This window comes from Roseateles sp. P1_C6 (genome assembly GCF_056406315.1).
Genome location: NZ_JBFUAK010000011.1, coordinates 54,831 through 81,052, shown reverse-complemented (window position 1 = coordinate 81,052; position 26,222 = coordinate 54,831). Strand labels below are relative to the sequence as shown.

At 68.9% G+C, this 26,222-nt stretch carries 26 protein-coding genes and 1 pseudogene; 16 read left to right on the top strand and 11 right to left on the bottom strand.

Going from position 1 to position 26,222, the window contains the following annotated elements; genetic code table 11:
• Nucleotides 1-6: 6 nt before the first annotated feature.
• Nucleotides 7-1,008 carry a LacI family DNA-binding transcriptional regulator gene (locus AC1D29_RS23080; RefSeq protein WP_477901847.1) on the bottom strand — a complete coding sequence of 334 codons (1,002 nt, stop codon included), beginning with the start codon at nt 1,006-1,008 and terminating at the stop codon, nt 7-9.
• Nucleotides 1,009-1,140: 132 nt separating this feature from the next.
• On the opposite strand from AC1D29_RS23080, the gene AC1D29_RS23075 reads away from it, so the two are divergent.
• The 6 genes from AC1D29_RS23075 to AC1D29_RS23050 all read left to right on the top strand — a co-directional run bounded on the left by AC1D29_RS23075 (nt 1,141) and on the right by AC1D29_RS23050 (nt 7,442).
• A complete protein-coding gene (locus AC1D29_RS23075) occupies nt 1,141-2,436 on the top strand; it encodes an ABC transporter substrate-binding protein (RefSeq protein ID WP_477901845.1) in 1,296 nt (431 codons plus the stop codon).
• A complete protein-coding gene (locus AC1D29_RS23070; RefSeq protein ID WP_477901843.1) occupies nt 2,433-3,302 on the top strand; it encodes a carbohydrate ABC transporter permease in 870 nt (289 codons plus the stop codon). The genes AC1D29_RS23075 and AC1D29_RS23070 overlap by 4 nt, the downstream gene beginning before the upstream one ends.
• Nucleotides 3,299-4,135, top strand: coding sequence for a carbohydrate ABC transporter permease (locus AC1D29_RS23065; protein WP_477901841.1), 837 nt, complete (start codon nt 3,299-3,301; stop codon nt 4,133-4,135). The genes AC1D29_RS23070 and AC1D29_RS23065 overlap by 4 nt, the downstream gene beginning before the upstream one ends.
• Nucleotides 4,136-4,140: 5 nt before the next feature.
• Nucleotides 4,141-5,169 carry an ABC transporter ATP-binding protein gene (locus AC1D29_RS23060; protein WP_477901839.1) on the top strand — a complete coding sequence of 343 codons (1,029 nt, stop codon included), beginning with the start codon at nt 4,141-4,143 and terminating at the stop codon, nt 5,167-5,169.
• Nucleotides 5,166-6,353: an alginate lyase family protein gene (locus tag AC1D29_RS23055; RefSeq protein WP_477901837.1), complete on the top strand. Its 1,188-nt coding sequence runs from the start codon at nt 5,166-5,168 to the stop codon at nt 6,351-6,353. Before AC1D29_RS23060 ends, AC1D29_RS23055 begins: the two co-directional genes overlap by 4 nt.
• Nucleotides 6,354-6,512: 159 nt before the next feature.
• The gene (locus AC1D29_RS23050; protein WP_477901835.1) at nt 6,513-7,442 is read left to right on the top strand and encodes a Gfo/Idh/MocA family protein; all 930 of its coding nucleotides are present in this window, start codon (nt 6,513-6,515) and stop codon (nt 7,440-7,442) included.
• A gap of 21 nt (nt 7,443-7,463) precedes the next feature.
• Here AC1D29_RS23050 and AC1D29_RS23045 read toward each other — a convergent pair whose 3' ends face one another.
• Nucleotides 7,464-8,255 carry a DODA-type extradiol aromatic ring-opening family dioxygenase gene (locus tag AC1D29_RS23045; protein WP_477901833.1) on the bottom strand — a complete coding sequence of 264 codons (792 nt, stop codon included), beginning with the start codon at nt 8,253-8,255 and terminating at the stop codon, nt 7,464-7,466.
• A gap of 99 nt (nt 8,256-8,354) precedes the next feature.
• Here AC1D29_RS23045 and AC1D29_RS23040 point away from each other — a divergent pair, with 99 nt between their 5' ends.
• The 6 genes from AC1D29_RS23040 to map are packed head-to-tail and all read left to right on the top strand — an operon-like array spanning nt 8,355 to nt 14,673.
• Nucleotides 8,355-9,668, top strand: coding sequence for a hypothetical protein (locus tag AC1D29_RS23040; protein ID WP_477901831.1), 1,314 nt, complete (start codon nt 8,355-8,357; stop codon nt 9,666-9,668).
• Nucleotides 9,665-10,345 (top strand): hypothetical protein, encoded by a 681-nt coding sequence (locus AC1D29_RS23035; RefSeq protein WP_477901829.1) that lies wholly within the window; start codon nt 9,665-9,667, stop codon nt 10,343-10,345. Before AC1D29_RS23040 ends, AC1D29_RS23035 begins: the two co-directional genes overlap by 4 nt.
• Nucleotides 10,345-13,161, top strand: a complete 2,817-nt coding sequence (locus tag AC1D29_RS23030) for an ATP-binding protein (RefSeq protein WP_477901827.1) — start codon at nt 10,345-10,347, stop codon at nt 13,159-13,161. Before AC1D29_RS23035 ends, AC1D29_RS23030 begins: the two co-directional genes overlap by 1 nt.
• Entirely contained in the window at nt 13,154-13,597 is a 444-nt protein-coding gene (locus tag AC1D29_RS23025; RefSeq protein WP_477901825.1) for an acyl-CoA thioesterase, read from the top strand. The genes AC1D29_RS23030 and AC1D29_RS23025 overlap by 8 nt, the downstream gene beginning before the upstream one ends.
• Nucleotides 13,598-13,633: 36 nt before the next feature.
• On the top strand, nt 13,634-13,885 hold the full coding sequence (locus AC1D29_RS23020; RefSeq protein ID WP_477901823.1) for a ParD-like family protein: 252 nt from the start codon (nt 13,634-13,636) through the stop codon (nt 13,883-13,885).
• A complete protein-coding gene (gene map / locus AC1D29_RS23015; protein ID WP_477901821.1) occupies nt 13,882-14,673 on the top strand; it encodes a type I methionyl aminopeptidase in 792 nt (263 codons plus the stop codon). The genes AC1D29_RS23020 and map overlap by 4 nt, the downstream gene beginning before the upstream one ends.
• 23 nt (nt 14,674-14,696) lie before the next feature.
• Here map and AC1D29_RS23010 read toward each other — a convergent pair whose 3' ends face one another.
• From AC1D29_RS23010 to AC1D29_RS23000, 3 genes and pseudogenes are all read right to left on the bottom strand, one after another.
• Complete coding sequence (locus tag AC1D29_RS23010) at nt 14,697-15,113, bottom strand: PilZ domain-containing protein (protein WP_477901819.1); 417 nt, start codon at nt 15,111-15,113, stop codon at nt 14,697-14,699.
• A gap of 101 nt (nt 15,114-15,214) precedes the next feature.
• Nucleotides 15,215-15,562 carry an FKBP-type peptidyl-prolyl cis-trans isomerase gene (locus tag AC1D29_RS23005; RefSeq protein WP_477902255.1) on the bottom strand — a complete coding sequence of 116 codons (348 nt, stop codon included), beginning with the start codon at nt 15,560-15,562 and terminating at the stop codon, nt 15,215-15,217.
• 30 nt (nt 15,563-15,592) lie between these two features.
• Nucleotides 15,593-15,937: pseudogene (locus AC1D29_RS23000) on the bottom strand (FKBP-type peptidyl-prolyl cis-trans isomerase); the annotation flags it as partial.
• Between the two features lie 93 nt (nt 15,938-16,030).
• Between AC1D29_RS23000 and AC1D29_RS22995 the strand changes: the two are divergent.
• Nucleotides 16,031-16,894, top strand: a complete 864-nt coding sequence (locus AC1D29_RS22995; RefSeq protein ID WP_477901817.1) for a hypothetical protein — start codon at nt 16,031-16,033, stop codon at nt 16,892-16,894.
• Between the two features lie 54 nt (nt 16,895-16,948).
• Here AC1D29_RS22995 and gluQRS read toward each other — a convergent pair whose 3' ends face one another.
• Nucleotides 16,949-17,824 (bottom strand): tRNA glutamyl-Q(34) synthetase GluQRS, encoded by an 876-nt coding sequence (gene gluQRS, locus AC1D29_RS22990; RefSeq protein ID WP_477901815.1) that lies wholly within the window; start codon nt 17,822-17,824, stop codon nt 16,949-16,951.
• Nucleotides 17,825-17,987: 163 nt separating this feature from the next.
• Nucleotides 17,988-18,956: a LysR family transcriptional regulator gene (locus AC1D29_RS22985; protein WP_477901813.1), complete on the bottom strand. Its 969-nt coding sequence runs from the start codon at nt 18,954-18,956 to the stop codon at nt 17,988-17,990.
• A gap of 97 nt (nt 18,957-19,053) precedes the next feature.
• Between AC1D29_RS22985 and AC1D29_RS22980 the strand changes: the two genes are divergently transcribed.
• Both AC1D29_RS22980 and AC1D29_RS22975 read left to right on the top strand, forming a co-directional pair.
• The gene (locus AC1D29_RS22980) at nt 19,054-19,776 is read left to right on the top strand and encodes a pirin family protein (protein ID WP_477901811.1); all 723 of its coding nucleotides are present in this window, start codon (nt 19,054-19,056) and stop codon (nt 19,774-19,776) included.
• Between the two features lie 34 nt (nt 19,777-19,810).
• Nucleotides 19,811-20,365: a flavodoxin family protein gene (locus AC1D29_RS22975; protein WP_477901809.1), complete on the top strand. Its 555-nt coding sequence runs from the start codon at nt 19,811-19,813 to the stop codon at nt 20,363-20,365.
• Here AC1D29_RS22975 and AC1D29_RS22970 read toward each other — a convergent pair.
• The 4 genes from AC1D29_RS22970 to AC1D29_RS22955 all read right to left on the bottom strand — a co-directional run bounded on the left by AC1D29_RS22970 (nt 20,362) and on the right by AC1D29_RS22955 (nt 25,215).
• The gene (locus tag AC1D29_RS22970; protein ID WP_477901807.1) at nt 20,362-21,555 is read right to left on the bottom strand and encodes a DUF1501 domain-containing protein; all 1,194 of its coding nucleotides are present in this window, start codon (nt 21,553-21,555) and stop codon (nt 20,362-20,364) included. The two genes, AC1D29_RS22975 and AC1D29_RS22970, sit on opposite strands and share 4 nt — an antisense overlap.
• 4 nt (nt 21,556-21,559) lie before the next feature.
• Nucleotides 21,560-23,083, bottom strand: a complete 1,524-nt coding sequence (locus AC1D29_RS22965) for a DUF1800 domain-containing protein (RefSeq protein ID WP_477901805.1) — start codon at nt 23,081-23,083, stop codon at nt 21,560-21,562.
• A 97-nt stretch (nt 23,084-23,180) separates the two neighbouring features.
• Nucleotides 23,181-24,173, bottom strand: coding sequence for a sulfate ABC transporter substrate-binding protein (locus AC1D29_RS22960; protein ID WP_477901803.1), 993 nt, complete (start codon nt 24,171-24,173; stop codon nt 23,181-23,183).
• A 76-nt stretch (nt 24,174-24,249) separates the two neighbouring features.
• Entirely contained in the window at nt 24,250-25,215 is a 966-nt protein-coding gene (locus tag AC1D29_RS22955; RefSeq protein WP_477901802.1) for a CysB family HTH-type transcriptional regulator, read from the bottom strand.
• Between the two features lie 127 nt (nt 25,216-25,342).
• Here AC1D29_RS22955 and AC1D29_RS22950 point away from each other — a divergent pair, with 127 nt between their 5' ends.
• A complete protein-coding gene (locus AC1D29_RS22950; RefSeq protein ID WP_477901800.1) occupies nt 25,343-26,218 on the top strand; it encodes a dienelactone hydrolase family protein in 876 nt (291 codons plus the stop codon).
• Nucleotides 26,219-26,222 lie beyond the last annotated feature (4 nt).

Here is a 26,222-nt window from a genome sequence, read left to right as displayed (position 1 = left end):
GAGCGGTCATGGCGCTCGCCGGCACGTGGACTCGCGCACGACCAGGCGCGGCGCGAGCACTTCGTCGAAGGGGTGCTCCAGCTCGTCATTGATGAGCTGCAGCAGCCGCTGCATGGCCACCTCGCCCATCTGCTCGCTGTTCATCGCCACCGAGGTCAGCGACGGGCTGGTGTAGCGGCCGTAGGCGATGTCGTCGAAGCTGGCGATGGAGACGTCGCGCGGGAGGTCCACCCCCAGCGCGCGCGCCTCGTTCATCAGACCCAGCGCGATCAGGTCGTTGTAGGTGACGATGGCGTCGGGCCGCTCGCCGCCCAGCAGCAGGCGGGACGCCGCCGCCTCACCGGCCTCGGGGGAGGGCGCATCCACATCCAGCATCTGCAGCGTCCGGCCGGCCTCGGCCAGCGCGTCGCTGAGGCCGCGGATGCGTTCCGCGTTCCAGCGCGACGACGGGAAGCCCACGTAGGCCACGCGCTTGTGCTGCAGCGTCATCAGGTGGCGGCCGATCATCAGACCGGCCAGGTAACCGTCGGCGCCCACGCTGTGCACGCCCGGGTGCCCGTAGCGACCGAAGAAGACGACCGGCTTGCCCAGCGCGTTCAGCCATTCGATGGATTCATCGGCCAGCCGTGAGCTGACGACCAGGCCGTCGACGCGCCGCGACAGCGTCTCGACGAGATGGCGCTCCGGCGCCTTGCTCTCGGCCGTGTCGACGAAGGCCAGGCTGTAGTCGCTGGCCTGGGCGACGCGGCTGGCACCCTTGACGATGCCGGTGAAGTGCGGGTTGCCGAGATCCAGCACGACCAGACCGACCGTGCCACTGCGGCCCGTCGCGATCGAGCGGGCCATGTGGTTGGTGCGGTAGCCGAGGCTGTCGATGGCCTGCTGGATGCCGGCCTCGACGGCTGGCGAGAAGCGCTGGCCACCACTGCAGAACTTGGAGACCGTGGCCACGGAGACGCCGGCGGCGGCGGCCACATCGCGGAGGGTGGGGAGTCGTTGTTTGATCATTTAAGTGAAGCGTTTAACTCAATGATAGTGAGCTCTTTTGAAAATGGAAGGTGGTCCTATGCCTTTGTTGGCAGGGTTTTCGCTAGACATTTGGCTGTTTACTTGACCGGTGGCTGAGGCAACAATGATGAAATGGTTAACCGCTTTACTTTGATTGCGTTGTCATTGGCCTTGCTGCCGATGGCGGCGCAATGCGCGCCGCCCGACGAGCCCTTGCGTGTGTGGACGCGCTCTTCCAAGGACGGCCGCAAGACCTATGACGCCATCGCCGCCGCCTTCACGAAGCAGACCGGCATCCGCGTCGAGTACTTCAATGCGCTGAACGATTTCGAGCAGCGCCTGGCACGCGCCGCCGTGGGCGGGCGCATGCCCGATGTCATCGTCAACGAGCTGGGCACGGCGGGTCAGCTCGTCAACATGGGCGTGGCCGCCGAGATCGACCGCAGCCGCGTCGCCGGTGCCCAAGACCTGCTGGACAGCGCCTGGCGCGCCGCCACGCTGCCCGACGGCAAGACCTATGGCGTGCCGATCTCGGTGCAGACGCATGTGCTCTTCATCCGCCGCGACTGGCGCGAGAAGCTCGGCCTGCCGGTGCCGCGCACCTGGGAGGACCTGGCCCAGCTGTCACGCGCCTTCACCGAGCGCGACCCCGACGGCAACGGCCGCCGCGACACCTATGGCCTGGCCTTCCCTGGCGGCACGGCGCGCGGCTATGCGGCCTGGTACCTGAGTTCCTTCCTGTTCCAGGCCGGTGGCGAGTTCCTGCGCTCCGGGCCTGACGGCAGGCCGCGCGGCGCGCTGGACGAGCCGGCTGCCGTCGCCACGCTGGGCCTGTTCCGCCGCCTGGTCTGCGAGGACCGCAGCGTGCAGCCCAATGCCATCAACGCGACGACGCAGGACACCAACAAGGTCTTCAGCTCGGGCCAGGCCGGCATCTATCTGTCGGGGCCGTATCACATCGCCCTGTTCGACAAGGAGCCGGGACGGGACCGCTACGAGGTCGTGCCGGTGCCCGCGGGCCCCACGGGGCATCGCGCCAGCCTGGCCGGCGGCGAGCTGGCGTTCATCGCGCGCAGCACGCACCAGCCCGGGCAGGCCAGGCAGTTCATCGAGTTCCTGATCTCGCCGGAGGGCCAGACGCTCGGCACGCAGCCGCCGAGCGGCGGCCTGCCCGTCGTGCGCCTGCCGGTCAACCGCCGTGTCGACGCCGCCCAGGCCCATGGCGACCCGCGCTGGGCCATGGTCGCGCAGGAGTACCAGCAGCATGGCCACCCGTTGCCGCAGGTGCGCAACTGGTCGCGGCTGCAGCAGCTGGCGGCCGACGGTTTCAATGCCATCCTGGCCCGCTGCAGCCAGGACATCCCCGGGGAGCTGCGCGCGTTGAACGTCCGCGTCAATGCCGAACTTGCCCGCCAGGAGGCGCAATGACACCGCGCCGCAACTTCTCCCGTTTCACGCCCTGGCTCTTCTTGGCGCCGGCGCTGCTGGTCTTCACCTGGTTCAAGTTCATCCCCATGGCCAAGGGCCTGGTGATGAGCTTTCACAAAGTCGGCTTCGGCGGCACGGACACGTTTGTCGGCTGGCATAACTTCGAGCGCGCGCTGACCGATGCGGCGCTGCGCGACGCCGCCGGCCGGACGCTGCTCTACGTCTTCGTCACCGTGCTGCTGTCGGCCTCCATCGCGCTGCTGCTGGCCCAGGCCTTGCAGGGCACGGCGCGGCACATGCGCTTCATCCGCACGGCGATGTTCCTGCCCGCGGTGACCAGCGCCGCCGTGGCCGCCGAGGTCTGGCGCATCCTCTACGCGCCCACGCCGGACGGCCTCATCAACGCGGGGCTGGGCCTCGTCGGCATAGGCCCGCAAGGTTTCTGGGCCGACCCGTCGCAGGCGCTGGCCGCGCTGATGGGCATGCATGTCTGGAAGCATGTGCCTTACGACACCGTCATCTTCGTGGCCGGCCTGGCCGGCATCAACAGCGAGTTGTACGACGCGGCCGCCGTCGACGGCGCCAACGCCTGGCAGCGCTTCACGGCCGTGACGCTGCCGGGCCTCGCGCCGGCCATCACCGTCATCTGCACGCTGGGCTTCATCCGCGGCTTTCGCGTCTTCACCGAGGTCTATGCGACGACCGGCGGCGGCCCCGCCGGCAGCACCGAGGTCGTCATGACGCAGATCTACAAGCAGGGCTTCCAGGAGCTGGACTACGGCTTCGCTGCCGCCGCGTCGACGCTGCTCTTCCTCTTCACCGCGGCCCTCACCGCCGTCTACCTCGCCTGGCGCCGCCGCCGATGAAACATCCCCTGCTGTCGCTCGCGCCGCGCGTACTGCTCTACGGCCTCGTGCTGGTCGTCTTCGCCGGGCCGTTCTGGGCCTTCCTGATGACGGCCTTCTCCGGCGTCACCATCGCGCCGGGCCGGCTGTTGTGGTGGCCCGAGCAGCCTACGCTGGAGAACTTCCGCTACGCCTGGGTGGAGGCCAAGGTCTGGCGCTATCTGCTGAACTCCCTCGTCGTCGTGCTGTTCGGCACCGTGTTGCAGCTGTCGGTCAGCGCCTTCGCGGCCTATGCGCTGGCGCGCAAGCGCTTTCGGGGCCTGGCGGCCGTCAGCTTCCTGATCCTGTCGACCATGATGCTGCCCGACGAGGTCATCGCCATTCCGCTGTTCATCGTGCTGGGCAAGCTGCCGCTGGTGGGCGCCAGCCTGCACGACACCCACCTGGGCATGATCCTGCCGGTTGTCGGCTGGGGCTTTTCCATCTTCATGCTGAGTGAATTCATGCGCGCGATTCCGGCCGACCTGGAGGAGGCCGCGCGTGTCGACGGCGCCAGCGACTGGCAGATCTTCTGGCACGTCATCCTGCCGCTGTGCAAGCCAGCACTCGGCAGCGCCGCGGTGTTCGGTTTCATCATGATCTGGGACCAGTACCTGCTGCCGCTGCTCGTCACCAACGACGAGGCCCTCTACACGCTGCCCGTCGCGCTGGCCACCGTGCGTGCCGACGAGACGATGAAGCCCGCCGTCTTCATCGCCATCAGCGTCATCGCCATGCTGCCCAGCATCCTCGTCTACCTGGGCCTGCAGAAATCCTTCAACCGCGGCCTGCTGGCCGGTGCCGTGAAAGGCTGAGTCACGTGGCTGCCATTGAATTGAAGGGCGTCGGCAAACGCTTCGCCCAGACCGACGTCATCCGTGACGTGTCCCTGTCCATCGCCGACGGCGAGTTCTGCGTGCTCGTCGGCCCCAGCGGCTCGGGCAAGTCCACGCTGCTGCGCATGATCGCGGGGCTGGAGGAGGTCACCAGCGGCCAGCTGCACATCGCCGGCCGCGACGTGACGCACGAGCCGCCCAAAGCGCGCGACATCGCCATGGTCTTCCAGAGCTACGCGCTGTACCCGCAGATGACGGTGCGCGAGAACATGGGCTTCGGTCTCAAGCTGATGAAGCGGCCGGCGGACGAGATCCGCCGCCGCGTCGACGAGGTCGCGCGCATGCTGAGCCTGGAGCCGTTGATGGCGCGCAAGCCGGCAGCGCTGTCGGGCGGCCAGCGCCAGCGCGTGGCCATGGGGCGCGCCATGGTGCGTGAGCCGGCGGCCTTCCTGTTCGACGAACCGCTGTCCAACCTCGACGCCGCGCTGCGCAGCGCCGTGCGCCAGGAGATCCGCGCGCTGCATGCGCGGCTGCGCACGACGTCGGTCTACGTGACCCACGACCAGGTCGAGGCGATGACCATGGGCGACACCATCGTCGTGCTGCGCGATGGCCGCGTCGAGCAGGCCGGCAGCCCGGTCGAGCTCTACGACCGGCCGGCCAACCGCTTCGTGGCCGGCTTCATCGGCTCGCCGGCGATGAACTTCTGCGCGCTGCCGGCGGGGCTGGCACCGTCTCTGGACGCGACGCGCCTGCAGCTGGGCGTCCGCCCCGAGCATCTGCAACTGGGCCGCGCACCGGATGCCGCCGCCGTCTTCGACTGCACGGTGGAGTCCGTCGAGTTCATGGGTGCGCAGTCGCAGCTCAACCTGCAGAGCGCGACCGGGCCGCTGGTCATCAATGTGGCTGACCGGCCGGGGCTGCACAGCGGCGACCGCGTCAGCGTGTCGGCCCAGCGTGACCGACTGCACTTCTTCGACACGCACAGCGGCCTGCGCCAGGAGGCCGCATGAAGCGGCGCGCCCTGCTGCTCGGCTTGCTTGCCCGTCAGGTCCACGCGATGCCCGTTGAGGCGCCGTTGTTGACGCTGCATCGCGCCGCGCTCGACGAGACGCGTCGCCGCCTTGCTGCCGGCGATGCCCAGCTCTCCGCCGCTCATGCCGCGCTGCTCGCCCGCGCGGCCAAGGCCCTGCAGACGCCGCTGCGCAGCGTCGTCGACAAGAAGCTGCTGCCGCCCTCGGGCTCACGCAACGACTACATGAGCATGGGCCCCTACTGGTGGCCCAACCCCGCCACGCCTAACGGCCTGCCCTACATCCGCCGTGACGGCCAGCGCAACCCCGAGGTGGCCGGCGACGCGCTGGACGCCGACCGCATGCAGGCCTTCGGCCGCGATGTGCTGGACCTGGCGCTGGCCCACCACTTCGGCGCGTCGGAGGCCCATGCCGAGAAGGCCGTGGCTGCGCTGAAGCACTGGTTCCTCGCGCCAGCCACGGCCATGCAGCCGCACCTGCGCTTCGCCCAGGGCATCCCCGGCATCGTCGAAGGGCGGGCAGAGGGGCTGATCGACACGCGCAACCTGTGGATGGTCATCGATGCTGCGTTGCTGCTGAACGCGCATGGCGCGTTGAGCGACACCGACCTGGCCGCACTGCGCCAGTGGTTCACCGATTTCACGCAATGGATGCAGACCAGCCCCATCGCGCTGGAGGAAGACGCCGCCAAGAACAACCATGGCATGTTCTTCGACGCCCAGTTGGTGAACTACCTGCTGTTCGTCGGCGACGTGGACGGCGCGCGCAAGCGGCTGGCCAGCGTCGTGGATCGGCGCTTTGCGCCGCAGATCGAGGCCGATGGCCGCATGCCGCACGAGCTGGGGCGGACGCGGCCCTTCCACTACACCGCGTTCAACCTGGAAGCGGCCACGCGGCTGGCCCAGTACGGTCGCGCGCAAGGCAGCGACCTCTGGCGCGACCGGCACCTGCGGCAGTCCATCGCCTTCATCCAGAAGGCGGCGCTGAACCTGGGCGCCTGGCCCTACGCCACGCCCACCGAGCCGCGGCCGGAGGTCGACAAGCTGCTGCCCGTGCTGACGATGGCCCGCTGGGTCACGCAGGCCGAGCAGCCGCTGCTGAAGCCGCTGGCGGCGGCCAAGCCCGCGGAGCTGGACTGGCTGCTCTGGCCTGGCCAGGGCTGAGCGCGTTCGGGTGGCTTCGCCACTTCAATCATCAACGTGAGTGTGTTGGGCCGGGGCGTCTTTGCCGCGGCCCGCTCGGGTGAAATCTTCGGCGGGCCCCGGCCCGTCCGACAATGAAGGCCGCGTGCATCGCCCGCGGCACCTATTCCCGAGAACTGCATGTCATTGAAATTGGGCCTGGTGGGCATCGGCAAGATCGCCCGCGACCAACACATTCCGGCCATCGCGGCCGACCCGCGCTTCGAACTGGTGGCCACGGCCAGTCGCAATGCCAGCGTGGACGGCGTGGCCAGCTTCACCAGCGTGGAGGCCCTGCTGGCCGCCGTGCCCGAGCTGGATGCCATCTCCATCTGCACGCCGCCGCAGGCCCATTTCAAGGCCGCGCTGGCGGGGTTGCGCGCCGGCAAGCACGTCATGCTGGAGAAGCCGCCGGCAGCGACGACGCGCGAGATCGCGCTGCTGCAGGACGAAGCCGCGAAGCACGGCCGCACGCTGTTCCAGACCTGGCATTCGCGCTTCGCCGGCGGCGTGGCCGCAGCCCGCGACTGGGCGCGCCAATCCATGCTGACCGGCGGCACCATCCGCTGGAAGGAAGACGTGCACAAGTGGCACCCAGGCCAGCAATGGCTCTGGGACGCAGGTGGCCTGGGGGTGTTCGATCCTGGCATCAACGCGCTGTCGATCCTGACCGAAGTGATGTCTGCGGAGGCTTGCGTGCACAAGGCCGTGCTGGACTTCCCCGAGAACCAGCAGGCGCCCGTCGCAGCCCGACTGGACCTGCGCACCGAAGCTGGCGTCAGCGTCGACGCCGAATTCGATTTCCGCCACAAGGGTGAGGAAGCCTGGGACATCGAACTGTTCAGCACGACCGGCCGTGCACGCCTGTCCCGCGGTGGCAGCGCGCTGGAGATCGACGGCCAACTGGTGGTCGACCGTCCGGCGATGGAAGGCGAGTACCCGGGGCTCTACGCGCGTTTCGCCGATCTGTGCGCGGCCGGCCGGAGCGAGGTCGACTGGCGGCCCTTCCAGCTGGTGGCGGATGCCTTCCTGATTGGCGAGCGCCGCATCGTCGCCGCCCACCAGGTCTGAGCCAGCCGGCAGGGCGTCGCTTCAGCCGAACCTGAAGCTGGAGGCGGTGACGCCACCCATGAACTCGGTCTCGTGATAGCTGCTGCTCGCGGCGTCGCCCTCGGCGGCGCCGGCGGCGACCATCAGCGGCAGCAGATGCTCCTCGCGGGGGTGGGCCAGGCGGGCAGACGGTGCCCGCGACCAGGCCTGCAGCCGCTCGGCGCGGCCGTCGGCCGAGGGCAGGGCGGCCTGCAGCCAGCCGTCAAACTGCACCGACGGTTCGCGGCCCTGGGCGCCGTACAGGCGCAGGTTGTGAAAGCTAAAGCCGCTGCCGAGGATCAACACGCCTTCATCCCGCAAGGGGGCGAGTGCACGGCCCAGCGCCAGGTGCTCCGCCGGACTCAAGCCGCGCTTGAGCGACAGCTGCACCACCGGTACGTCGGCGTCCGGATACATCGGCACCAGCGTGCAGAACGCGCCGTGGTCGTAGCCGCGCTTGTCGTCGCGCGCTGCGGGCAGGCCGGCAGCCTCGATCAGCGACACCACGCGCTCGGCCAGCACCGGGTCGCCCGGTGCCGGGTAGACCACCTCGTAGGTGTGCGCCGGGAAGCCGCCGTAGTCGTACAGCATGCCCGGGGCCGGCGACGTCATCACCGTGAAGGCGGCTTCCTCCCAGTGCGCCGAAATCATCAGGATGGCCTTGGGTTTTTCCGGCAACGTCGCCGGCAGCGCCTGCAACGACGCTTCCAGCTTGGCATGCGCCCGGCGGTAGTCGCCGTCCATGAACGGCCAGGGGCCGCCGCCGTGGGAGAGGAAGAAGGTGGGCTGTCTCATGATGGCTACAGCTTAGGCAGGCGTCGCCGATCCGGGGTTCAAGCGGTCCGCCGGCATCGCTCAAACCGGCTGAATGCCGCCGACGATAATCCGCGCCCCATGTCCCAACCGACACCGCTGCCCACTTCCCTGCCCGAGAGCGACGACGCCCTGCGCGTGGAAGACTACTTCCGCGATGGCACCGCGCCGGCCGATGCGCTGCTGTGGTGGCAGCTGGAGCGCCAGGATGCACTGCAGGCGGCGCTGCGGGCGCTGTTCCAGGGCTCGGCGGCGCTGACGCGGTTGCGCCTCTGGGTGTTCTTCGAGCTGATGGCGCTGCGCGAGTCGCGGCTGACGCGCGAGGCGCTGAACCAGGCGTTTCATGTGCTGCGCGACGAGGCGCTGGACAGCGTGCTCAAGCGCTTCCGCGAGGCCGATCTGCTGGCCTGGGACGCGACCGCGCAGACCTATGCCGTCACGCCGCTGGCCCAGCAGGTCGTGGGCCTGCTGCAGCCGCTGACGCAGGAGCAGGCGCCCGACGGCGACCTGGCCTCGCTGCTGGCCGGCGTGGCCGGTGCCCATCAACTGGGCACGCTGCAGCCGGCGCAGCTGCAGCACTTGCTGGCGCAGCTCTCAAGGCTGTACGACGAATTCGCCGACGCCATTGCCAGCGGCAGCGAGTTCGCGCTGCGCCGCGCGCGCACGCGGTTCGAGAAGGCGCTGACGCTGGTGGACCGCGCCGGCGAGGCGCTGGGCGCCATCATTGCGCAGGCCGAAGCAGCCGGCGACGCACGCCTGGAGCGCCTGGCCCGCGAGCTGGGCCTGGCGCAGGCGCGGCTGTTGGCGATGGCCAGCCAGTTCAACCGTGCGCTGCAGCAGGCCGACCGCCAGCGCGTGACGCTGGGCTCCACCGGCATCACGACGACCGACGTGCGCCGCTGGCTGCAGAGCCAGGGCGACCTGGCTGCGCTGATTCACGGCGCCTGGGAGCGGCCGGTGCACCCGGTGCTGGTCGCGCAGCAAGACCTGGTCGACACCGCCGAGGCCGAGTTCGAGCGTGACCGACCCAAGCCCGCCGAGGTCGCCGCGCTGCCGCAAGGCCAGGCCGCGCCCACCGGCGAACTGGCCGTCATGCAGTTGCCGCCCGACATGGACCAGATGCAGGCCTTGCTGACCGCCTGGGCTGCGGCTGGCGCCAGTGAGCGCGACCTGGCGCCCGCGGTGCTGGGCGGCAGCTACGCCCGCGCCGCCTACCGCGCCCAGCTGCTGCCGCTGCTGGGCGATGCGCAGGCCCGCCACCTGAAAGGCGCCACCGGCGACATGGCCCGCCAGCCGTGGAGCGTGCGCTGGTCTGCCGAGCAAGGTCCCGTCGACGACGAGTTCGTCAAATGGATGAGCCGCGGCGCCCTGATTCCTGAAGCGAACGATTCATGAGCCAACCTCTCGACGACGCTGCCCAACTGGCGGCGCAACTGCTGGCCCGGCGCTGGCTGCCGCGCAGCCACCCGCTGGTGCGCCGCGCGCTGATCGACACCGAGCTGTGGACGCTGCTGGGCCAACGCCTCGCGGCCGTCGGGCTCAAGGTGGTGGACAACGTGCATGCCGACCACATCGCCGTGGCGCTGGTGCGCCCGGCCGAGAGCGCCGTGTTCGGCGAGATGGGCCTGGCCGCGAACAACAACCTGGACCTGCCGCGCGACGGTGTGGCGTTGCTGGTCGTGCTGTGGTCGCTGATCGTGTTGCCCAAGCGGCAACGGCAGGTGGCCCGCAGTGATGCCATCCACGCGGGCCAGGGCGAGATGTTCGCCGCCGACAAGCCGCTGCCCCAGGCCGCCAGCGTCGCGCCGCTGATCAGCTACCGCAGCCTGCTGGCGGACTTCGGCGACCAGCTCGGCAAGAAGCTGCGGTTGGACACCAACCTAAAGCTGCTGGAGCGCCACGGCTTCGTCACGCGCCGTGGCGAGGACATCGCCGAAGGGCCGCTCTTGGACCTGCTGATCGACTACGACCTGCTGGCGCCGCGCATCCTGGACGGCGCGCTGGGCGACGTGCTCATGCGCGCCGGCCACACGCTGCCGCGTGAAGAAGAACAACAACACATCGACGACTGATGTTCCACCTGCAATCGCTTGAACTGCTGCACTGGGACTACTGCCAGCGCGTCACGCTGCCGCTGGACGGCGCCATCATCACCATCGCCGGCCCCAACGGCTCGGGCAAGACCACGCTGCTGGACGCGATGCGCACGCTGCTGGGCCTGGAGTGCTCCGGTGGCCGCACGTACAAGACCTACGCTCGCCACGCCAATGCCGAGACGGCCTGGCTGCGCGCACTCGTCGATAACCGGCCACGCAGCCGCCAGAACAGCAGCCGGCCGTTCGCGTCGTCGCTGCTGTACGCCGACCAGGTGACGCTGGCCTGCCGCATCGAGCGCCATGGCGGCGACTGGGTGCGCCGCTACGTGATCCTCGACGGTGTGCACGAGATCGAGCAGCTCGCCGAGCGCGGTGACCGCGACTGGCTGGGCATCGAGGCGTGGAAGAAGCGGCTGGAAGCCGCCGGTCTCACGCGCGCCATCGGCCGCGTGCTGGCGTTGGAACAAGGCCAGACCGACCGGCTCTGCGAGCTGAGTGCGAAGGAGCTGCTGCGCCTGGTGTTCGAGGTGTTCGGCGACCAGGAGGTGCTGGACCGCTACGAGCAGGCGCGCAGCCACCAGCAGCAGCTGGGCAAGGAAGTGGAGCAGGCCGGTGCCGAGCTGGCGCACACGCAGGCGCAGCTCAGTGACCTGGCCAACCGCGTCAACAGCCACCGCCAGTACCAGCTGAAGATCCAGGAGCGCGAGCGCCTGGCCACCGAGGTGCTGCCCGTGCTGCGCTGGAGCGAGGCGCGCGAGCGCATCACCCGCGACGCCCGCGAGCTGCACCGCCAACGCCTGTTCGCGTCGGGCGACGTGAAGGCGCTGACCGAGAAGCGCGCGGCGCTGCACGGCCTGTTCACGGCGCAGGAAGCTGCGAAAGAACGATTGAAGGCACTCGACGGCGAACGCCGTGAAGCTCGCGCCGCGTTCGACTCGGCGCGCGAAGCCGAGCGGCCGGCCGAGGCGCTGGTCAAGCGTGAGGACGAGCTGAAGGCGCTGGCCGACGTGGAGGCCGACGCCGCCGCGCTGACCGCGCGCATGCAGGAGCTGGCCGGTGAACGCGAGCGCCTGCGCGCCGACTACACCCGCGCCAGCGACAAGGCCGCCCGTGCACAGACCGCCCTGGGGGAGCTGAGTGGCAAGCGCCTGCCCCCGCCGCCGCCCGAGGTCGCGCCGATGAAGCGCGCACTGGACGATGCCGGCATTGCCCACCACCTGGTGGCCGACAGCATCGACATCGCCGACGAGACCTGGCGTGCCGCCGCCGAAGGCTTATTGCGCCCGTCGCGCTGGGTCGTCGTGCTGAAGCACCGCAGCGACGAGGGCCGCGCCTTCGACATTGCGGCCAAGCAGCGCTATCGCCATTACGTCGTCGCCGACACGCAGGCCGCGGGCCAGGCGCCGGCCGGCTCGCTGCTGGCTGCGCTGAACGTCAGCGCGCCGTTGCCGACCTGGCTGGTGCGCCAGCTGGGCGGTATCCGCTGCGTCACGTCGACGGAAGAGGGCGCGAAGGCCGGCGGCGAATGGATCACGACCGACGCCTACTACCGCGACGGCCGCGGCGGCCGCAGTGTCTTCGTCGAGCCGCGTGACCACCAGTTCGGCGCCTCGGCCGTCGACTCGCGCCGCGCCGCGCTGGAGGCCGAGCTGTCCCGCTGGGACGGCGAGCTGAGCCGCATCGCCAAGGCGCAGGCCGAGGTCGAACGCCAGTTCAAGGACGTGCAGCGAGCGGCCGTGGGCCACAAGGCGGCGCAGGAGCTTTCGGAGAGGTCGGACGAGTTCGCCGAAGCCCGCGCCCGCCTGCCCGTGCTGCGCCAGGCGCGCGCCGAGGCATCCACGCGCATGAGCCAGCTCGACACCGAGCACGACCGCGTCGTGCGCGACTCCACGCGCAGCGAGCAGGCTTATGAAGCCGCGCAGATCGCGCTGCGCGACGGCGAGGGCTCGGCTTCGGGCCGCCTTCGTGAGCACGAGGCCAAGCGCGACGCGCTGCGTGCGGCATCGCGGCAGTCCCGCACGCAGAAAAGCCAGTTCCCCAAGTCCTGGGTCACGCCCATCGCGCTGGCCGCGCTGCGCGACGAGTTCGAAAACGCCCGCCAAGCCGAGATCCGCGCCCATCACGTGGACCAGGAACTGCAAGGCGGCCACTGGGAAGTCGACGCCAGCGTCGTCGACCGCCATGCGCGCATGGCCGCGCAAGTGCACGAGCAGGACACCCAGCTCAGCGACCGCCGCGCCAGCAACGAGCTGGCCCGCATCGCCGCCTTCAACGCCCGCGAGCGCTACATCGACGTGATGCGCGCCACCGTGCGCCGCTACAAGAAGAACGTCGCCGAGCTGGGTGAGCTGGCCGGCGTCACCGCCGAGGCCGTGCTGCCGCACCTGGACAACGACGACACCGTGCTCGCCCAAGCGGGACTGCAGGTCAAGTTCAACTTCGACGGCAAGGGCGAGGTCGGGCTGAACGACGGCGAGGCCTCGGGGGGCCAGCAGGTGCTGAAGAGCCTGATCCTGCTGGTGGGCCTGATGAAGGACGACGAGACGCCCGGCGGCTTCGTCTTCATCGACGAGCCCTTCGCCCACCTGGACGTGCGCAACATCCAGCTCGTCGGCCACTTTCTGCGTTCGACACGTGCTCAGTACCTGCTGACGACGCCGATCACGCACAACGTCGAGGTGTTCGAGCCCAGCGAGATCACGCTGGTGACGAGCAAGAAGCCGCGCGGCGAGCGCTGGGCGCCGCCGATCGCGGTGCTGGCCCGCCGGCCCGAAGTCTCCGTGTATGAATGACTGGGACTACCCGTCACCGTTCACGCTGGCGCTGACGCCCCAGCCGAGCGACATCGACGGGCTGGCCCACACCAACAACGCCGTCTACGTGCAGTGGTGCGAGCAGGCCGGCTGGGCGCACTCCGAGGCGCTGGGCCTGTCGCTGGACGACTATCGCCGCCTGGACCGCGCGATGGCCATCCGCGAGGGGCACTACGAATACCTGCTGCCCTCGTTCGAGGGCGAAGCGCTGGTGCTGGGCACCTGGCTGACGGCCAGCGATGGCAAGCTGACGATGGAGCGGCGCTTCCAGCTGCGGCGCGCCATTGACGGCGTGACGCTGGTGCGCGGCCGCTGGCTGCTGGTCTGCATCGAGATCAGCAGCGGCAAGCCCAAGCGCATGCCGCCCGAGTTCCTCAGCGCCTACGAAGCGGTGGTGGTGCCCAAGTCCGAGTGATATACGTTTCGTATACGAATCGTATATAGTCGCGACATGGGAATCGTCAAAATCTCCGACCCGATGCACGAGAGCCTGCGCGTTGCGAGCCAGGCCTTGTCGCGTTCCATCAACGCCCAGGCCGAGCACTGGATGCGCATCGGCATGCTGGCCGAGCTGCACCCGCAGCTGAGTCACAGCGAGATCTGCCAGCTGCTGATCCGCGCCGAGCAGGAAGGTGGGCTGGACCTGGCGCGCCTGGCCGGCTGGGCTCAGCAACCTGTCAAAGCCAAGGGAGCGCGGGCATGAAGAGCCTCAAGCTGCGCACGCCCGCCGAGGTGGCCAAGGCCCGTGAGGCCGGGCATCTCATCGCCGAGGTGCTGGCCATGCTGAAGCCGCATGTCGTGCCCGGTGTGACGACCGAGGAGCTGGACGATCTCTGCCACGACTACATCGTCAATACGCTGAAGTGCATTCCGTCCAACGTCGGCTATCACGGTTACCCGAAGACGGCCTGCATTTCGCCCAACCACGTCGTCTGCCACGGCATCCCGTCCAAGGACAAGCGGCTGAAGAAGGGCGACATCGTCAATGTGGACGTGACGCTGACCAAGGACGGCTGGTTCGGCGACAGCAGCCGCATGTTCATCGTCGGCGAGGCCAATGTGCTGGCGCGTCGGCTGGTGACGACGACCTACGAGGCCTTGCGCGCCGGCATCCGCCAGGTGCGCCCGGGCGCGACGCTGGGCGACGTGGGCCATGCCATCCAGAAGGTCGCGCATGCGGCCGGCTTCACCGTGGTGCGCGAGTACGGTGGCCATGGCATCGGCGACGTCTATCACGACGATCCGCACGTCAACCACTTCGGCCGCCCCGGCGAAGGCCTGAAGCTGCAGGAGGGCATGATCTTCACGATCGAGCCCATGATCAACGCGGGCGCCGCCGGCATTCGCGAGCTCAACGACGGCTGGACGGTCGTCACGCGCGACCACTCGCTGTCGGCGCAGTGGGAGCACATGGTGACCGTGACGGCCGACGGCTTCGAGATCCTGACGCCGTGGCCGGACGGCCTGGGCGAGTACCCGGCCATCGACTGACGCCCCCTGGGCGCCCCTCGGCCTCAGGCCAGAGCCGTCATCCGCTCCACCAGCACGCAGCGTACCCATTTGCGGGCCGTGATCTGCGCGGTCTGCGCGAGCAGGAACTCCTCGGCCTCGGAGTTGGCCGTGTCGAACTCGAAGCCGCCCAGCTGCACGATGCGGCTCAGCGGTCGCGTCCAGACGCGGCGCACCGAGGCACTGAACAGCGGCACGCCCTCGTCCTCGCCCAGCAGCAGGCGCAGCTCGTAGTGTTGAGCGTCCAGCGGCGGCTCGGCGGAGGCGAGGATTTGCAGCCCCGCCTCGCTGAGGTTGACGACGACGCCGCCACGCGCTTCGGCCAGGCCCTCGGGCTTGATGACCCAGACCGGCAGTTGCTCATGCTCGGCCGGTACGAGGAAGAACTCGACGCGGGGGAAGCGGCGTTGGTCAATCGACATGGTGTGATCTGGCTGCGTGGACACGTTGGATCACAGCATGGGCGAATGACAGCCGCTTGTCAGCAGCGCCGCCGTCACCCAAAAGTGGTTCGGCGAAAGCCTCAGACGGCTAGCAGATCCACCTCGAACAGCAGCGTCGCGTTCGGCGGGATGACGCCGCCCGCACCGTGAGCGCCATAGCCCAGCTCCGGCGGCAGCACCAGCATGCGCGTGCCGCCGACCTTCATGCCTTGCACGCCTTCATCCCAGCCCTGGATGACTTCGCCGCCACCCAATCGGAACTTGAACGGCTGGCCGCGGTCCTTGCTGGAGTCGAACTTCTTGCCCTTCATGCCGTCCTTGTAGAGCCAGCCGGTGTAGTGCACCGACACGCGCTGGCCCTTGGCGGCCTCGGCGCCGTCGCCCACGACGCGGTCCTCGTACTGCAGGCCGCTGGACGTCGTGTGCAGGTTCAGCTCGACATGCTCCGGGCCGCCAGCCACGCCCAGCAGCTCGACCTCGAAGCACAGCGTCGCGTTCGGCGGGATGACGCCGCCCGCGCCTCGCGCACCGTAGCCCAGGCCCGCGGGGATGATCAGCGTGCGCTTGCCGCCGATCTTCATGCCCTGCACGCCTTCATCCCAGCCCTTGATGACCATGCCTGCGCCCAGCTCGAACTCGAACGGATCGCCGCGGTCCAGGCTGGAGTCGAACTTGGTCGTCTTGGCGTTGTCGACCCAAAGCCAGCCGGTGTAGTGCACGGTGACGTCCTGGCCGGCTTGGGCTTGCTTGCCGTCGCCGGCGACGCTGTCTTCATATTGCAGGCCGCTGGGCGTGGTGTTCATGGGGAATCCTTGAGGTGGGAAAGCGCGGGATTGTCGCCGGGCTGGCGTGCGCGGCGAGGTGGCGTCTCGATGCGATCGGCTAACCTCGGCGCAATGAAGCCGCTGCTGCAACGCTTTGTCACCTTTGCGATGGTCAGCGCCGCAGCCGTCGGCCAGACAGCATTGGCCTCCGAACCAGAAGCAGCGCTCCTCGCAAACGTCGTGCAGCTGTACAGCTTTGAGCCGCATACGCTCAAAGGCCAGGAGATGGAAGCTAAGTCCGCTGAGCTGGACCGTTTCTGGGCCGCAGCGAAAGCCGATCCGCAGACTGCGCTGCCACTGCTGCGTCGATTGCTGACTGATTCCTCGATGTCCACCTTCTTCTATTACGACGCGAGCAAGCTCTTGCTGTCGCTGTCCACCGCTTCCGAGGACTTGGCCCTGGCTGCGCGCTCGATTCCTCGTGCTGATCTTCGCGGCATTCAGCCCACCGACTACCTGACAACCACGCAGTGGCTTGCGAGCAAGGGGCACAACACCAAAGCGGCCGCGTTTCGAATCTTGGCTGACCCCGAGTTCACAGCCTTCATCCCGCAACACGCGTTGAAACTCGGTCAGAACTATTCGCTGATTTACATGCTTTTCCCGATGGAGGAAACGCTTTTCGTCGATGACCTCATCGGTCGGCTTGACTCCGAAACATCACCGAACTCGCAACGCAGCATTCTTCTGGCGCTTTGGTGTGCTGCAACGCCTGGTGCCAGGGAGGCGCTTGCTCGCTATGCATCCGGTTCGGGGGAGAGTCGTGCGTACGCCGCCGAGTTGCTGGCCCGCAGGCCGCCCGCCGGCACGGGTACCAGTTTGGCCTCGTTGCAGGCGCTTCGCGCCGAACGTCGCGCTGTGATGTCTCGCCCAATCAGCGACGAGGCGCTGATGGAGTTCGAACGGCTGACGGTGAAGATCATCGCCAAGCAATAGACCGATGGACTGAAGACGGCGTCCGCGCCGTGGGCGCCTGGTTGTGATCCCGACTCAATCCCTGACGGTCGAATGTTCCCGGTGGGCAAGCATCCATCGCGCTACCGCTGCGGCCAGCACGTCGCTGGTTGTCTGCTGGCCCTGCTCCGGCGGCAGCCCCAGCAGTGAAGCCGCCTCACGTAACCTGGCGACCGGGTCGCCCAGATCGAGTGCCGCCGCCCCGTTCTGCTTGGACAGCTTGTGCCCGTCCGCCGCCAGCACCAGGGGCGTGTGCAGGTAGCGTGGCGTGGGCAGGCCCAGGGCTTGTTGCAGGGCCATCTGGCGCGGTGTGTTGTCCGCCAAGTCCTCACCGCGCACGATGTCGGTGATGCCTTGCTCGGCATCGTCGACGACGACCGCGAGCTGGTAGGCCCACAGGCCGTCGGCGCGTTTCAGCACGAAGTCGCCGACCTCGGCTTCGAGGTCCTGCGTCTGCTCACCCAGGCGCCGATCCTGCCAGTCGATGCGGCCTTCGACGCGAAAACGCCAGGCGCGCACCGGCCGGCCGTGCGTGCCGTGGCGGCAGGTGCCGGGGTAGATCAGCTCGCCGTGCTTGGGTCTTGGCCCCGCGGCGGCCGCGATCTCGGCGCGCGTGCAGGCGCAGCCGTAGGCGTGGCCCGAGGCGATGAGCCGGTCCAGCGCCGCCTGGTAGAGATCGCCGCGGCGCGACTGCCAGACAGGCGGCTCGTCGGTATGCAGGCCCAGCGCGGCCAGCTGGCCCAGGATGATCTGGTCTGTCCCCGGCGGGCAGCGCGGGCCGTCAACGTCCTCGATGCGCCCCAGCCACTGGCCGCCGTGGGCGCGGGCGTCCAGCCAGCTGGCCAGCGCCGCGACCAGCGACCCGGCGTGCAGCGGGCCGGTGGGCGAGGGGGCGAAGCGGCCGCGGTACATCAGCAGCTGCGGGTAGATCCGGCGCGTCCGAGCAGACCGTCGCGGCCAAGCGCATCAAGGTGCAAAGCGCAGGCATGGCTTGAGCCATGGCGAGCATTTGCAACGCACAGGCGCGACGCTGCGGCGGGATGAGCGGGCGTGCAGGGCCTGTTCACAGCTTCTCCTAGAGCAGCAGGCCTTCGTGTTGTTCGAGCAGCGCCTGCTGCGTGGCTGGACCGCGCAGCTTCGCGATCCACCAGGCCAGCGCCTTGCCCGGCGCCTGGCCCGTGTCGCGCCAGGCGTAGTGCATCAGCCCGGTACGCCGGCCTTCGTAAGTGGTCTTGCGCACCAGGCGGCCGGCGTCAATGTGCCGGCGCACCATGGGCACCGGCAGCGAGCCGCAGCCCAGGCCGCGCAGCAGCGCTTCGAGCTTGGTGGCCAGCGACGGCACAGTCAGCACGTCCTGGCCGGGCAGCACGCCGACCGTGAGCGGCGCGAGCAGCCTCGCGCTGTCGGCGACGGCAATGATGCGGTGTTCGGCGATCTGGCTGGTGGTCAGCGGCTCGGGCACCTGCGCCAGCGGGTGGTGGGGCGCGACGCAGAAGGCGAACTCCAGCTCGCCCCCCAGTTCGCAGTGGACGTGGCTGCTCTGCATCTGCGCCGGCACGCCGATGGCGAGGTCGGCCTGGCCATGCAGCAAGGCCTCCCAGGTGCCGGCCAGCACCTCCACGCGCAGCTTCAGCCGCGTCGGCGGCGGGGCGCCGTTGTCGGTCTTCTCGGCGTAGAAGGCCTCCATCAGGTCGAACAGCGCCCGGCGGGCGATGGCGTCGTCGACGGCGATGGTCAGTTCGCTCTCCCAGCCCGTGGCGATGCGGCGCACGCGGTTGGCCACGGCGTCCAGCTCCTGCAGCAACCGCCGGCCTTCGACGAGCAGCTCCTGGCCGGCGGACGTCAGCACCGCCTGACGCGAGCTGCGGTCGAACAGCAGCACGTCCAGTGCGTCCTCGAGCTGGCGCACGGAGTAGGTCAGCGCCGACGGCACGCGGCCCATCTCGCGGGCGGCGGCCGCAAAGCTGCCGGTGCGGGCGATGGTGTCCATCATGGACAGCGCTTCGGGGGTCAGCGCGCGGCGCTTGTCATGGGAGGTCGACATGCGTTCAGTCTATTTGAACGGTGCCTCGGAGAGCGCTCACCGATGCCGATGGCCCCCGCTCCTACATTGACTTCACTGACAACGAAAGGGGTTCCAAATGCTGCAACTGATCAAGTCCTCCGACCGCGGCTACGCCGACCATGGCTGGCTGAAGTCCTTCCACAGCTTCTCCTTCGCCGACTACTACGACCCGGCCCGCATGGGCTTCGGGGCGCTGCGTGTCATCAACGAGGACAAGGTGGCCGCCGGCAAGGGCTTCGGCACGCACGGCCATCGCGACATGGAGATCATCAGCTATGTGCTCTCGGGTGAGCTGGCGCACAAGGACAGCATGGGCAATGGCGAAGTGGGTGGCGCGAACGCCGGCGTCATCCGCCCCGGTGACGTGCAGCGCATGAGCGCCGGTACGGGCGTCATGCACAGCGAGTTCAACCACGCGAAGGACCAGACGACGCATTTCCTGCAGATCTGGATCCAGCCGGATGCGCGCGGCATCGCGCCGAGCTATGAGCAGAAGCACTTCGACGCCGACTCCAAGCGCGGCAAGCTGCGCCTCGTCGCGGCCAATGACGGCGCCGATGGATCGGTGACCATCCACGCCGACGCGCGCCTGTATGCCGGGCTGTTCGATGGCAACGAGAGCGCGGAACTGGAACTGGCCCCGGGCCGCCTCGCGTATGTGCACGTCGTGCGCGGCGCGCTTAGCGTGAATGGACAAGACCTGACAACCGGTGATGCCTTGCAGATTCGCGAAACATCGCGCCTCGCGTTGACGGCCGGTCATGATGCCGAGGTGCTGGTCTTCGACCTGGCCGCCTGATTTCTTCCCACCCCCACCACAGAGAAAGTTCTCCATGAGCAAGATCGTTGTCGTCTACCACTCCGGCTACGGCCACACCAAGCGCGTCGCCGAGACCGTCGCCGAGAGCGCGGGCGCGCAGCTCATCGCCATCGACGCCGAGGGCAACGTCAGCGACGCCGACTGGGCGGCGCTGGCCGACGCGGACGCCATCATCTTCGGCAGCCCGACCTACATGGGCACCGTGAGCTGGCAGTTCAAGAAGTTCGCCGATGCGTCCAGCAAGGTCTGGTTCACGCAGGGCTGGAAGGACAAGCTGGCCGCCGGTTTCACGAACAGCGCGTCGATGAACGGCGACAAGCTGTCGACGCTGCACTACCTGTTCACGCTGAGCCAGCAGCACTCCATGCTGTGGGTTGGCACCGGCGTGATGCCGTCGAACAAGAAGAGCTCGACGCGTGACGACATCAACTATGTCGCGTCGTTCAGCGGCCTGATGACGACGTCGCCCAGCGATGCCTCGCCCGCCGAGATGGTGGCGGGGGACTTCGCGACGGCCCGGGTCTTCGGCGAGCGCATCAAGGCAGTCGCCAATCGTCTGGCCCGCTAAGCCAGGCCCAGATCGCGCGCGCTGGCACCGGGGAAGACGGTGGCCAGTTGCGCGTCGCTCAGGCCGTACATGCGCCTGAACAGGCCGCCCAGCAGGGCGCGGTACTCGTTCAGCACCGGGTAGTCGCGGTTCTGGAACAGCGTGGCGGCCTTGACCTCCACCTGTTCGCCCGCGATGCGCCCGCCCTTCACGCCGCCGCCCAGCACCCAGTAGGCGCTGCCGTGGCCATGGTCGGTGCCGCGGTTGCCGTTCTCGCGGAAGGTGCGGCCGAACTCGCTGACCACCACCACCACGGTGTTGTTCCACTGCGGCCCCATCTCGTCGGCAAACAGCGCCAGGCCGCGGCCCAGCTCGCCCAGCTTGGTGGCCAGCTGGCCGGTGGCACCGCCTTCGCCCACGTGCGTGTCCCAGCCGCCCACATCGATGAAGCCCAGCGTGACGCGCTCGCGCATCAGGCGGGCGATGCGGCGTGCCTCCAGCGCAAAACCCTTGGCGGCGATGGCGCCGCGGCTGGCTGCTTCCATCTCGCCGGCCATCTCGCGTGAGATCTCGTCGCGCACCTCGAAGCCGCCACTGACCGTGCCGGCCAGCCGCGTGCCGGCATACATGCCGGCAATCGCCTGCGCCTGGGCCCCGCTGATGGCGGGCTTGCCCAGGTCGCGCAACGCCTGGTTGGCCACCGGCAGGTTGCCGCGCAGGATCAGCGGCACCTGGTCGGTGAAGGCCATGGCCTCCAGGCGCGAACTGGTCACGCCTGCGGCGCCCAGCACGCCGGCCAGCCGATTCATGAAGCCGCTGCGGAAGTCGCGGCTGCCTTCATCGGCCTGGCCCAGCTCGATGTGGTCCTGCGTCTCGAAGTGGCTGCGCGACGCGTCGTTGGTGCCCGCGAACGGCACGAAGGCCGCCTGGCCCTTGAGCCACAGCGGGTGGATGCTGTCGGCCATGGCGGGCGCCAGGCCCCAGCTGTCGTCCAGCGGCAATGCCGTGGCCTTCGCGATCGCGATGTTGGGGCGCGCCTCGTAGTAGAACGACGACGTCGTCGGCACCAGCAGGTTGGCCGCGTCATAGGCGCCGCGCAGGAAGACGACGAGCAGGCGCGGCGCGTCGGGCGACGCGGCCCAGAGGCGGGTCGGCAGGGCGGCCGTACCGAGGCCAGCCAGGCCGAGTTGGAGCAGGTTGCGGCGTTTCATCGGGTCACCTGTGCATGAAGTCGGGGGAGGCGAGCAGGTAGGTGTTCCATTCCTGCGGCGAGCTAGCGTCCTTCAGCGTCTGCTGGGTCGCCGCGGCCAGGCGCGGCGCAATGCCGTCGTAGTACAGCGGGTGAGCCAGCTGCGGGAAGGCGGGGCGGTCCTTGGGTTCGCCCTCGACCTTGAACAGGCCCGCGCTGCCGCTGCCGATGGCGCGGGCGATCTCGAAGCGCGTCGTCATCTGGCCCGGCCCGGCCCAGGCGCTCTCGTCCAGCGGATAGCCGTCCGGCGTCTGGCGGTTGTAGGGCGCCTGGCCCAGGCGGTACAGCCAGCCGATCATCGGCGCGGTGTTCAGCACAACCTTGTCGGCATAGGCGAGCCGCACGGCGGAGACGACGTAGTGCGTCGGGTCCTTGAACTTGCGGCCCAGCGACGCCTCGAACTCGGGCGAGCCGACCATGGCGCGCAACACCTCGGCGATACGGCCGTCGCTCTGCTGCCAGCGCTCGGCCATGCGTTCGACGAGGGCGGGGGGCGGCTCGTCGGCGACGAAATACTGCGCGAGCCTGCGCGACACGAAGCGCGCGGTGCTGGGGTGCTTGGCGAGCAGGTCCAGCACCTGGTCCAGCTCGGCCTCGCCCTGGCCCTTGATGGTGATGCCCAGCAGCTGCTTGTCGCCGAAGTCATGCCGTGCGGGGTTGAACTCCATCAGACCGGCGCGGCGGTACTGCGTCTCCTGCGCGGGCTTGAGCTTGGGCTTGTTGTCGGTCAGGTTGAGCCCCAGGCCCGTCAGCACGCGGGCCAGCTCCTGCACGTCGCGCTGGCTGTAGCCGCCGCCCACGCCCAGCGTGTGCAGCTCCAGCAGCTCGCGCGCGTAGTTCTCGTTGATGCGGTTGGCGGCGTTCTGCTCGTTGTCGAGGTAGCGCAGCATGGCCGGGTGGTGGGCCGTGTAGCCCAGCAGGTCACGGAACCTGCCCAGGGCCCGCTCCCGGAGCCCCTGCTCGTAGTCGCCCACCATCACGCGCAGGTTGTTCTTGAACTGGTGGACGTTGAAGTGGTTGAACCAGAACCAGCTCAGCTGCTCCTGCACCTGGTTGGGCGAGTACAGGGCCTGCAGCAGCTGCCGGGCCGAGGCCTCGCGGGCCAGCTTGGTCAGGGCCTGTTGGTAGTCCTTCTGGGCGGCCGCCTTGGCCGTGTCATCGGTCAGCGCATCGGCGGCCTTGCGCTGGGCCTCCATGCGCTGCACCAGCGGCAGCAGCTCGGTCTGGCTGATGGCCAGGGCCTGGATCTGCGCCTGCGCGGCTTCGGGCAGCGGGGCTGGGTTGCGCGGGCTGAGCTGAGCGTCCAGCCACGCGGTGCGGCCCTGGGAACGGACCGCGGCCAGGTCGGTACTGCTGGCGCCCCAGGTGAGACGGTCCAACCAGAGGGTGTCCTGGGCCGTGCCGTGCACGGAGGGTGCCGTCGTGGGCGCGGTCGCGCAGCCCAGCAGGCCCAGGACGAGAGCGGTACAGAGCGCGAGGTTTCTTCTCATGGCGGCCTCATGATGAGGCCGCTCAACGCCCGATGTCGAGCCCGGGATGACCGGAGCAACAAGACTTCACATCTAGCGGTTCCGGTCAGTCATCGGGTTACTTCGCTCCGGGCGAGTAGATCTGGTCGAACACGCCGCCGTCGTCGAAGTGCGCCTTCTGCGCCTGGCGCCAGGTGCCAAACAGCTCGTCGATGGTGAACAGCTTGACTGGCGCGAACTGCTTGGCGTACTTGGCCGCGACCTTGGCGTCACGCGGGCGGTAGTAGTTCTTGGCCGCGATCTCCTGGCCTTCCGGCGTGTAGAGGTATTCCAGGTAGGCCTGGGCCTGCTTGCGCGTGCCACGCTTGTCGACGACCTTGTCGACGACGGCCACCGGCGGCTCGGCCAGGATGGACACGCTGGGCGTGACGATCTCGAACTTGTCCGGACCAAGTTCCTTGACGGCCAAGTAGGCCTCGTTCTCCCAGGCGATCAGCACGTCGCCGATGCCGCGCTCGACGAAGGTGGTCGTCGAACCGCGCGCGCCCGAGTCCAGCACCTTGGTGTTGGCGTAGATGCGCTTGACGAAGTCCTGTGCCGAGGCCGGCGTGCCGCCGTTCTTCAGCGCGAAGCCCCAGGCGGCCAGGTAGTTCCAGCGCGCACCGCCGCTGGTCTTGGGGTTGGGCGTGATCACTTCGACGCCGCTGCGGGCCAGGTCGGGCCAGTTGTTGATGCGCTTGGGGTTGCCCTTGCGCACCAGGAACACGATGGTGGACGTGTAGGGGCTGGCGTTGTTGGGCAGCTTCTTCTGCCAGTCCAGCGGCAGCAGCTTGTGGTCGGCCGCCGCGTCGATGTCGTAGGCCAGGGCCAGCGTGACGACGTCGGCCTCCAGGCCGTCGATGACTGCGCGCGCCTGCTTGCCGGAGCCGCCGTGCGAGGCCTTGATGCTCACCACCTCGCCGGTCTTGGCCTTCCAGTGGGCGGCGAAGGCCTTGTTGAAGTCCTGGTACAGCTCACGGGTCGGGTCGTAGGAGACGTTGAGCAGCGAGGTCTGGGCAAACGCGCCGGTGGCGGCGAGGGCGAAGGTGAGGGCGGTGAAAAGGCGGCGCATGGTGTTTGAGTTAGGGAGGGAGCGGTTCACTCTAGGGATGAGGGGTGAGGCGGGCAAAGAAGAAGATGGCGCAAGCTCATGCGGCTTTCGACCACGCCAGCACGGGCTCGGCGGCCAGCGCCGGCAACTCGTGGCGCGCGGCGTCCACGACCTCGCGCTTGAGCGGCGAGGCGAAGGTCTGGATGAACTCGTAGACGTAGTCGCGCAAGTAGGCGCTGCGCCGCACGGCCAGCCGCGTCATGTTGTCCTCGAACAAATGGCGGGCGTCGATGGCGCGCAGGTGGCGGTCGCGCTCCTCGTCGAAGGCGATGGCCGCGACGATGCCCACGCCCAGGCCCAGCTCCACGTAGGTCTTGATGACGTCCGCGTCCATCGCGCTGAGCACGATGTGCGGCGTCAGCTGCGCCGCCGAGAAAGCTTCGTCGATGTGCGAGCGGCCGGTGTAGCCAGGCTCGTAGGTGATGATGGGAAATTGGGCCACGCGCGCCAGCGTCAGCGGCCCGTCCAGCAGCGGATGGCCGGGCGGCACGACGACCGAATGCGTCCAGCGATAGCAGGGCAGCGCGACCAGCTCGGGGTACTGCGCCAGCGCCTCGGTGGCGATGCCGACATCGGCCTCGCCATCGAGCAGCAGGCGCGCGATCTGTTGCGGCGAGCCTTGCTGCAGATGCAGGCTGACGTCGGGGTGATGGGCGCGGAAGTCGCGCACGGCCGGCGGCAGCGCATAGCGCGCCTGGCTGTGCGTGGCGGCGATGCGCAGCCGCCCGCTGCCGGCCTGGGCGAAGTCATCGGCCGCGCGCTTGAGGTTTTCGGCCTCCTGCAGCAGGCGCTCGATGACGGGCAGCACCTGCTCGCCGGGCTCGGTCAACCCGGTCAGGCGCTTGCCAACACGCACGAAGAGCTCGATGCCGAGCTCTTCCTCCAACTCGCGGATCTGGCGGCTCACGCCGGGCTGCGAGGTGTGCAGGGCCTGAGCGACTTCCGTCAGGTTGAAGCCGCGGCGCTGGGCCTCACGGACGGAGCGGAGTTGCTGGAAGTTCATGCGGGGCGATTCTGCGAATGATCGTCAGATCTGTCGTCGAACGATTCGCCATATCGTTATGCGATTCTTCGCAGTGCAGGCCCGCTGAGTGACGTCTAAAGTCAGCGCACCTTTCAGGAGCCCGTTCATGCATAAGCCCATTCCGCCCCAGGCCTGGCCCTTGTTCGACCGCTACGTGCACGGCGATCTCAGCCGCCGCGGCTTTCTCGAACAGGCCGCCACCTTCGCCGGTGGCCCGGCCGGCGCCGCCGCGCTGCTGGCCGCGCTCAGCCCCAACTTCGCCGCCGCCCAGCAGGTCAAGCCCGACGACCCGCGGCTGGTCGTGCGCCGCCAGGCCTTCGAGTCCCCCCAGGGCAATGGCCAGGTGCAGGGCTATCTGGCCAAGCCCACCAGCGCGGCGGGCAAGCTGCCGGCCGTGCTCGTCGTGCACGAGAACCGCGGCCTGAACCCGCACATCGAGGACATCGCCCGCCGCGTTGCGCTGGCGGGTTACGTGGCCTATGCGCCCGACGCGCTGGCGCCGCTGGGGGGCTACCCGGGCGACGAGGGCAAGGCGCGCGAGCTGTTCGGCAAGCTGGACGCGGCCAAGGCGCGCGCCGACATCGTCGCCGCGGCGCGCGGGCTGTTTTCACTGCCCGACAGCACGGGCAAGGTCGGCGTCGTCGGCTTCTGCTGGGGTGGCAGCCTGTCCAACCATGTCGCCACGCAAGTGCCCGAGCTCGCCGTGGCCGTGCCGTTCTACGGCGCCGCGCCGGCGGTGGAGGACGTGCCGCGCATCAAGGCGAGGCTGCTGTTGCACTACGCGGGCAACGACGAGCGCGTCAACGCCAGCTGGCCGGCCTACGAGGCCGCGCTGAAGGCGGCCGGTGTGCGCTACGAGCAGTTCGTCTACGGCGGCACGCAGCATGGCTTCAACAACGACACGACGCCGCGCTACGACCCCGTGTCGGCACAGCTGGCCTGGGACCGCACGCTGGCGGTGTTCAAGGCCACACTGACCTGACCCG

Coding starts and splice junctions, on each gene's coding strand:
- AC1D29_RS22955 (WP_477901802.1), bottom strand. CDS start 25,215: ATGAACTTCCAGCAACTCCGCTCCGTCCGTGAGGCCCAGCGCCGCGGC.
- AC1D29_RS22985 (WP_477901813.1), bottom strand. CDS start 18,956: ATGTCGACCTCCCATGACAAGCGCCGCGCGCTGACCCCCGAAGCGCTG.
- AC1D29_RS23035 (WP_477901829.1), top strand. CDS start 9,665: ATGAGCCAACCTCTCGACGACGCTGCCCAACTGGCGGCGCAACTGCTG.
- gluQRS (WP_477901815.1), bottom strand. CDS start 17,824: ATGTACCGCGGCCGCTTCGCCCCCTCGCCCACCGGCCCGCTGCACGCC.
- AC1D29_RS23020 (WP_477901823.1), top strand. CDS start 13,634: ATGGGAATCGTCAAAATCTCCGACCCGATGCACGAGAGCCTGCGCGTT.
- AC1D29_RS22960 (WP_477901803.1), bottom strand. CDS start 24,173: ATGCGCCGCCTTTTCACCGCCCTCACCTTCGCCCTCGCCGCCACCGGC.
- AC1D29_RS23080 (WP_477901847.1), bottom strand. CDS start 1,008: ATGATCAAACAACGACTCCCCACCCTCCGCGATGTGGCCGCCGCCGCC.
- AC1D29_RS22975 (WP_477901809.1), top strand. CDS start 19,811: ATGAGCAAGATCGTTGTCGTCTACCACTCCGGCTACGGCCACACCAAG.
- AC1D29_RS23030 (WP_477901827.1), top strand. CDS start 10,345: ATGTTCCACCTGCAATCGCTTGAACTGCTGCACTGGGACTACTGCCAG.
- AC1D29_RS23070 (WP_477901843.1), top strand. CDS start 2,433: ATGACACCGCGCCGCAACTTCTCCCGTTTCACGCCCTGGCTCTTCTTG.
- AC1D29_RS23055 (WP_477901837.1), top strand. CDS start 5,166: ATGAAGCGGCGCGCCCTGCTGCTCGGCTTGCTTGCCCGTCAGGTCCAC.
- AC1D29_RS23045 (WP_477901833.1), bottom strand. CDS start 8,255: ATGAGACAGCCCACCTTCTTCCTCTCCCACGGCGGCGGCCCCTGGCCG.
- AC1D29_RS23050 (WP_477901835.1), top strand. CDS start 6,513: ATGTCATTGAAATTGGGCCTGGTGGGCATCGGCAAGATCGCCCGCGAC.
- AC1D29_RS22965 (WP_477901805.1), bottom strand. CDS start 23,083: ATGAGAAGAAACCTCGCGCTCTGTACCGCTCTCGTCCTGGGCCTGCTG.
- AC1D29_RS23010 (WP_477901819.1), bottom strand. CDS start 15,113: ATGTCGATTGACCAACGCCGCTTCCCCCGCGTCGAGTTCTTCCTCGTA.
- AC1D29_RS22995 (WP_477901817.1), top strand. CDS start 16,031: ATGAAGCCGCTGCTGCAACGCTTTGTCACCTTTGCGATGGTCAGCGCC.
- AC1D29_RS23040 (WP_477901831.1), top strand. CDS start 8,355: ATGTCCCAACCGACACCGCTGCCCACTTCCCTGCCCGAGAGCGACGAC.
- AC1D29_RS22970 (WP_477901807.1), bottom strand. CDS start 21,555: ATGAAACGCCGCAACCTGCTCCAACTCGGCCTGGCTGGCCTCGGTACG.
- AC1D29_RS22950 (WP_477901800.1), top strand. CDS start 25,343: ATGCATAAGCCCATTCCGCCCCAGGCCTGGCCCTTGTTCGACCGCTAC.
- AC1D29_RS23065 (WP_477901841.1), top strand. CDS start 3,299: ATGAAACATCCCCTGCTGTCGCTCGCGCCGCGCGTACTGCTCTACGGC.
- AC1D29_RS22980 (WP_477901811.1), top strand. CDS start 19,054: ATGCTGCAACTGATCAAGTCCTCCGACCGCGGCTACGCCGACCATGGC.
- AC1D29_RS23025 (WP_477901825.1), top strand. CDS start 13,154: ATGAATGACTGGGACTACCCGTCACCGTTCACGCTGGCGCTGACGCCC.
- map (WP_477901821.1), top strand. CDS start 13,882: ATGAAGAGCCTCAAGCTGCGCACGCCCGCCGAGGTGGCCAAGGCCCGT.
- AC1D29_RS23075 (WP_477901845.1), top strand. CDS start 1,141: ATGGTTAACCGCTTTACTTTGATTGCGTTGTCATTGGCCTTGCTGCCG.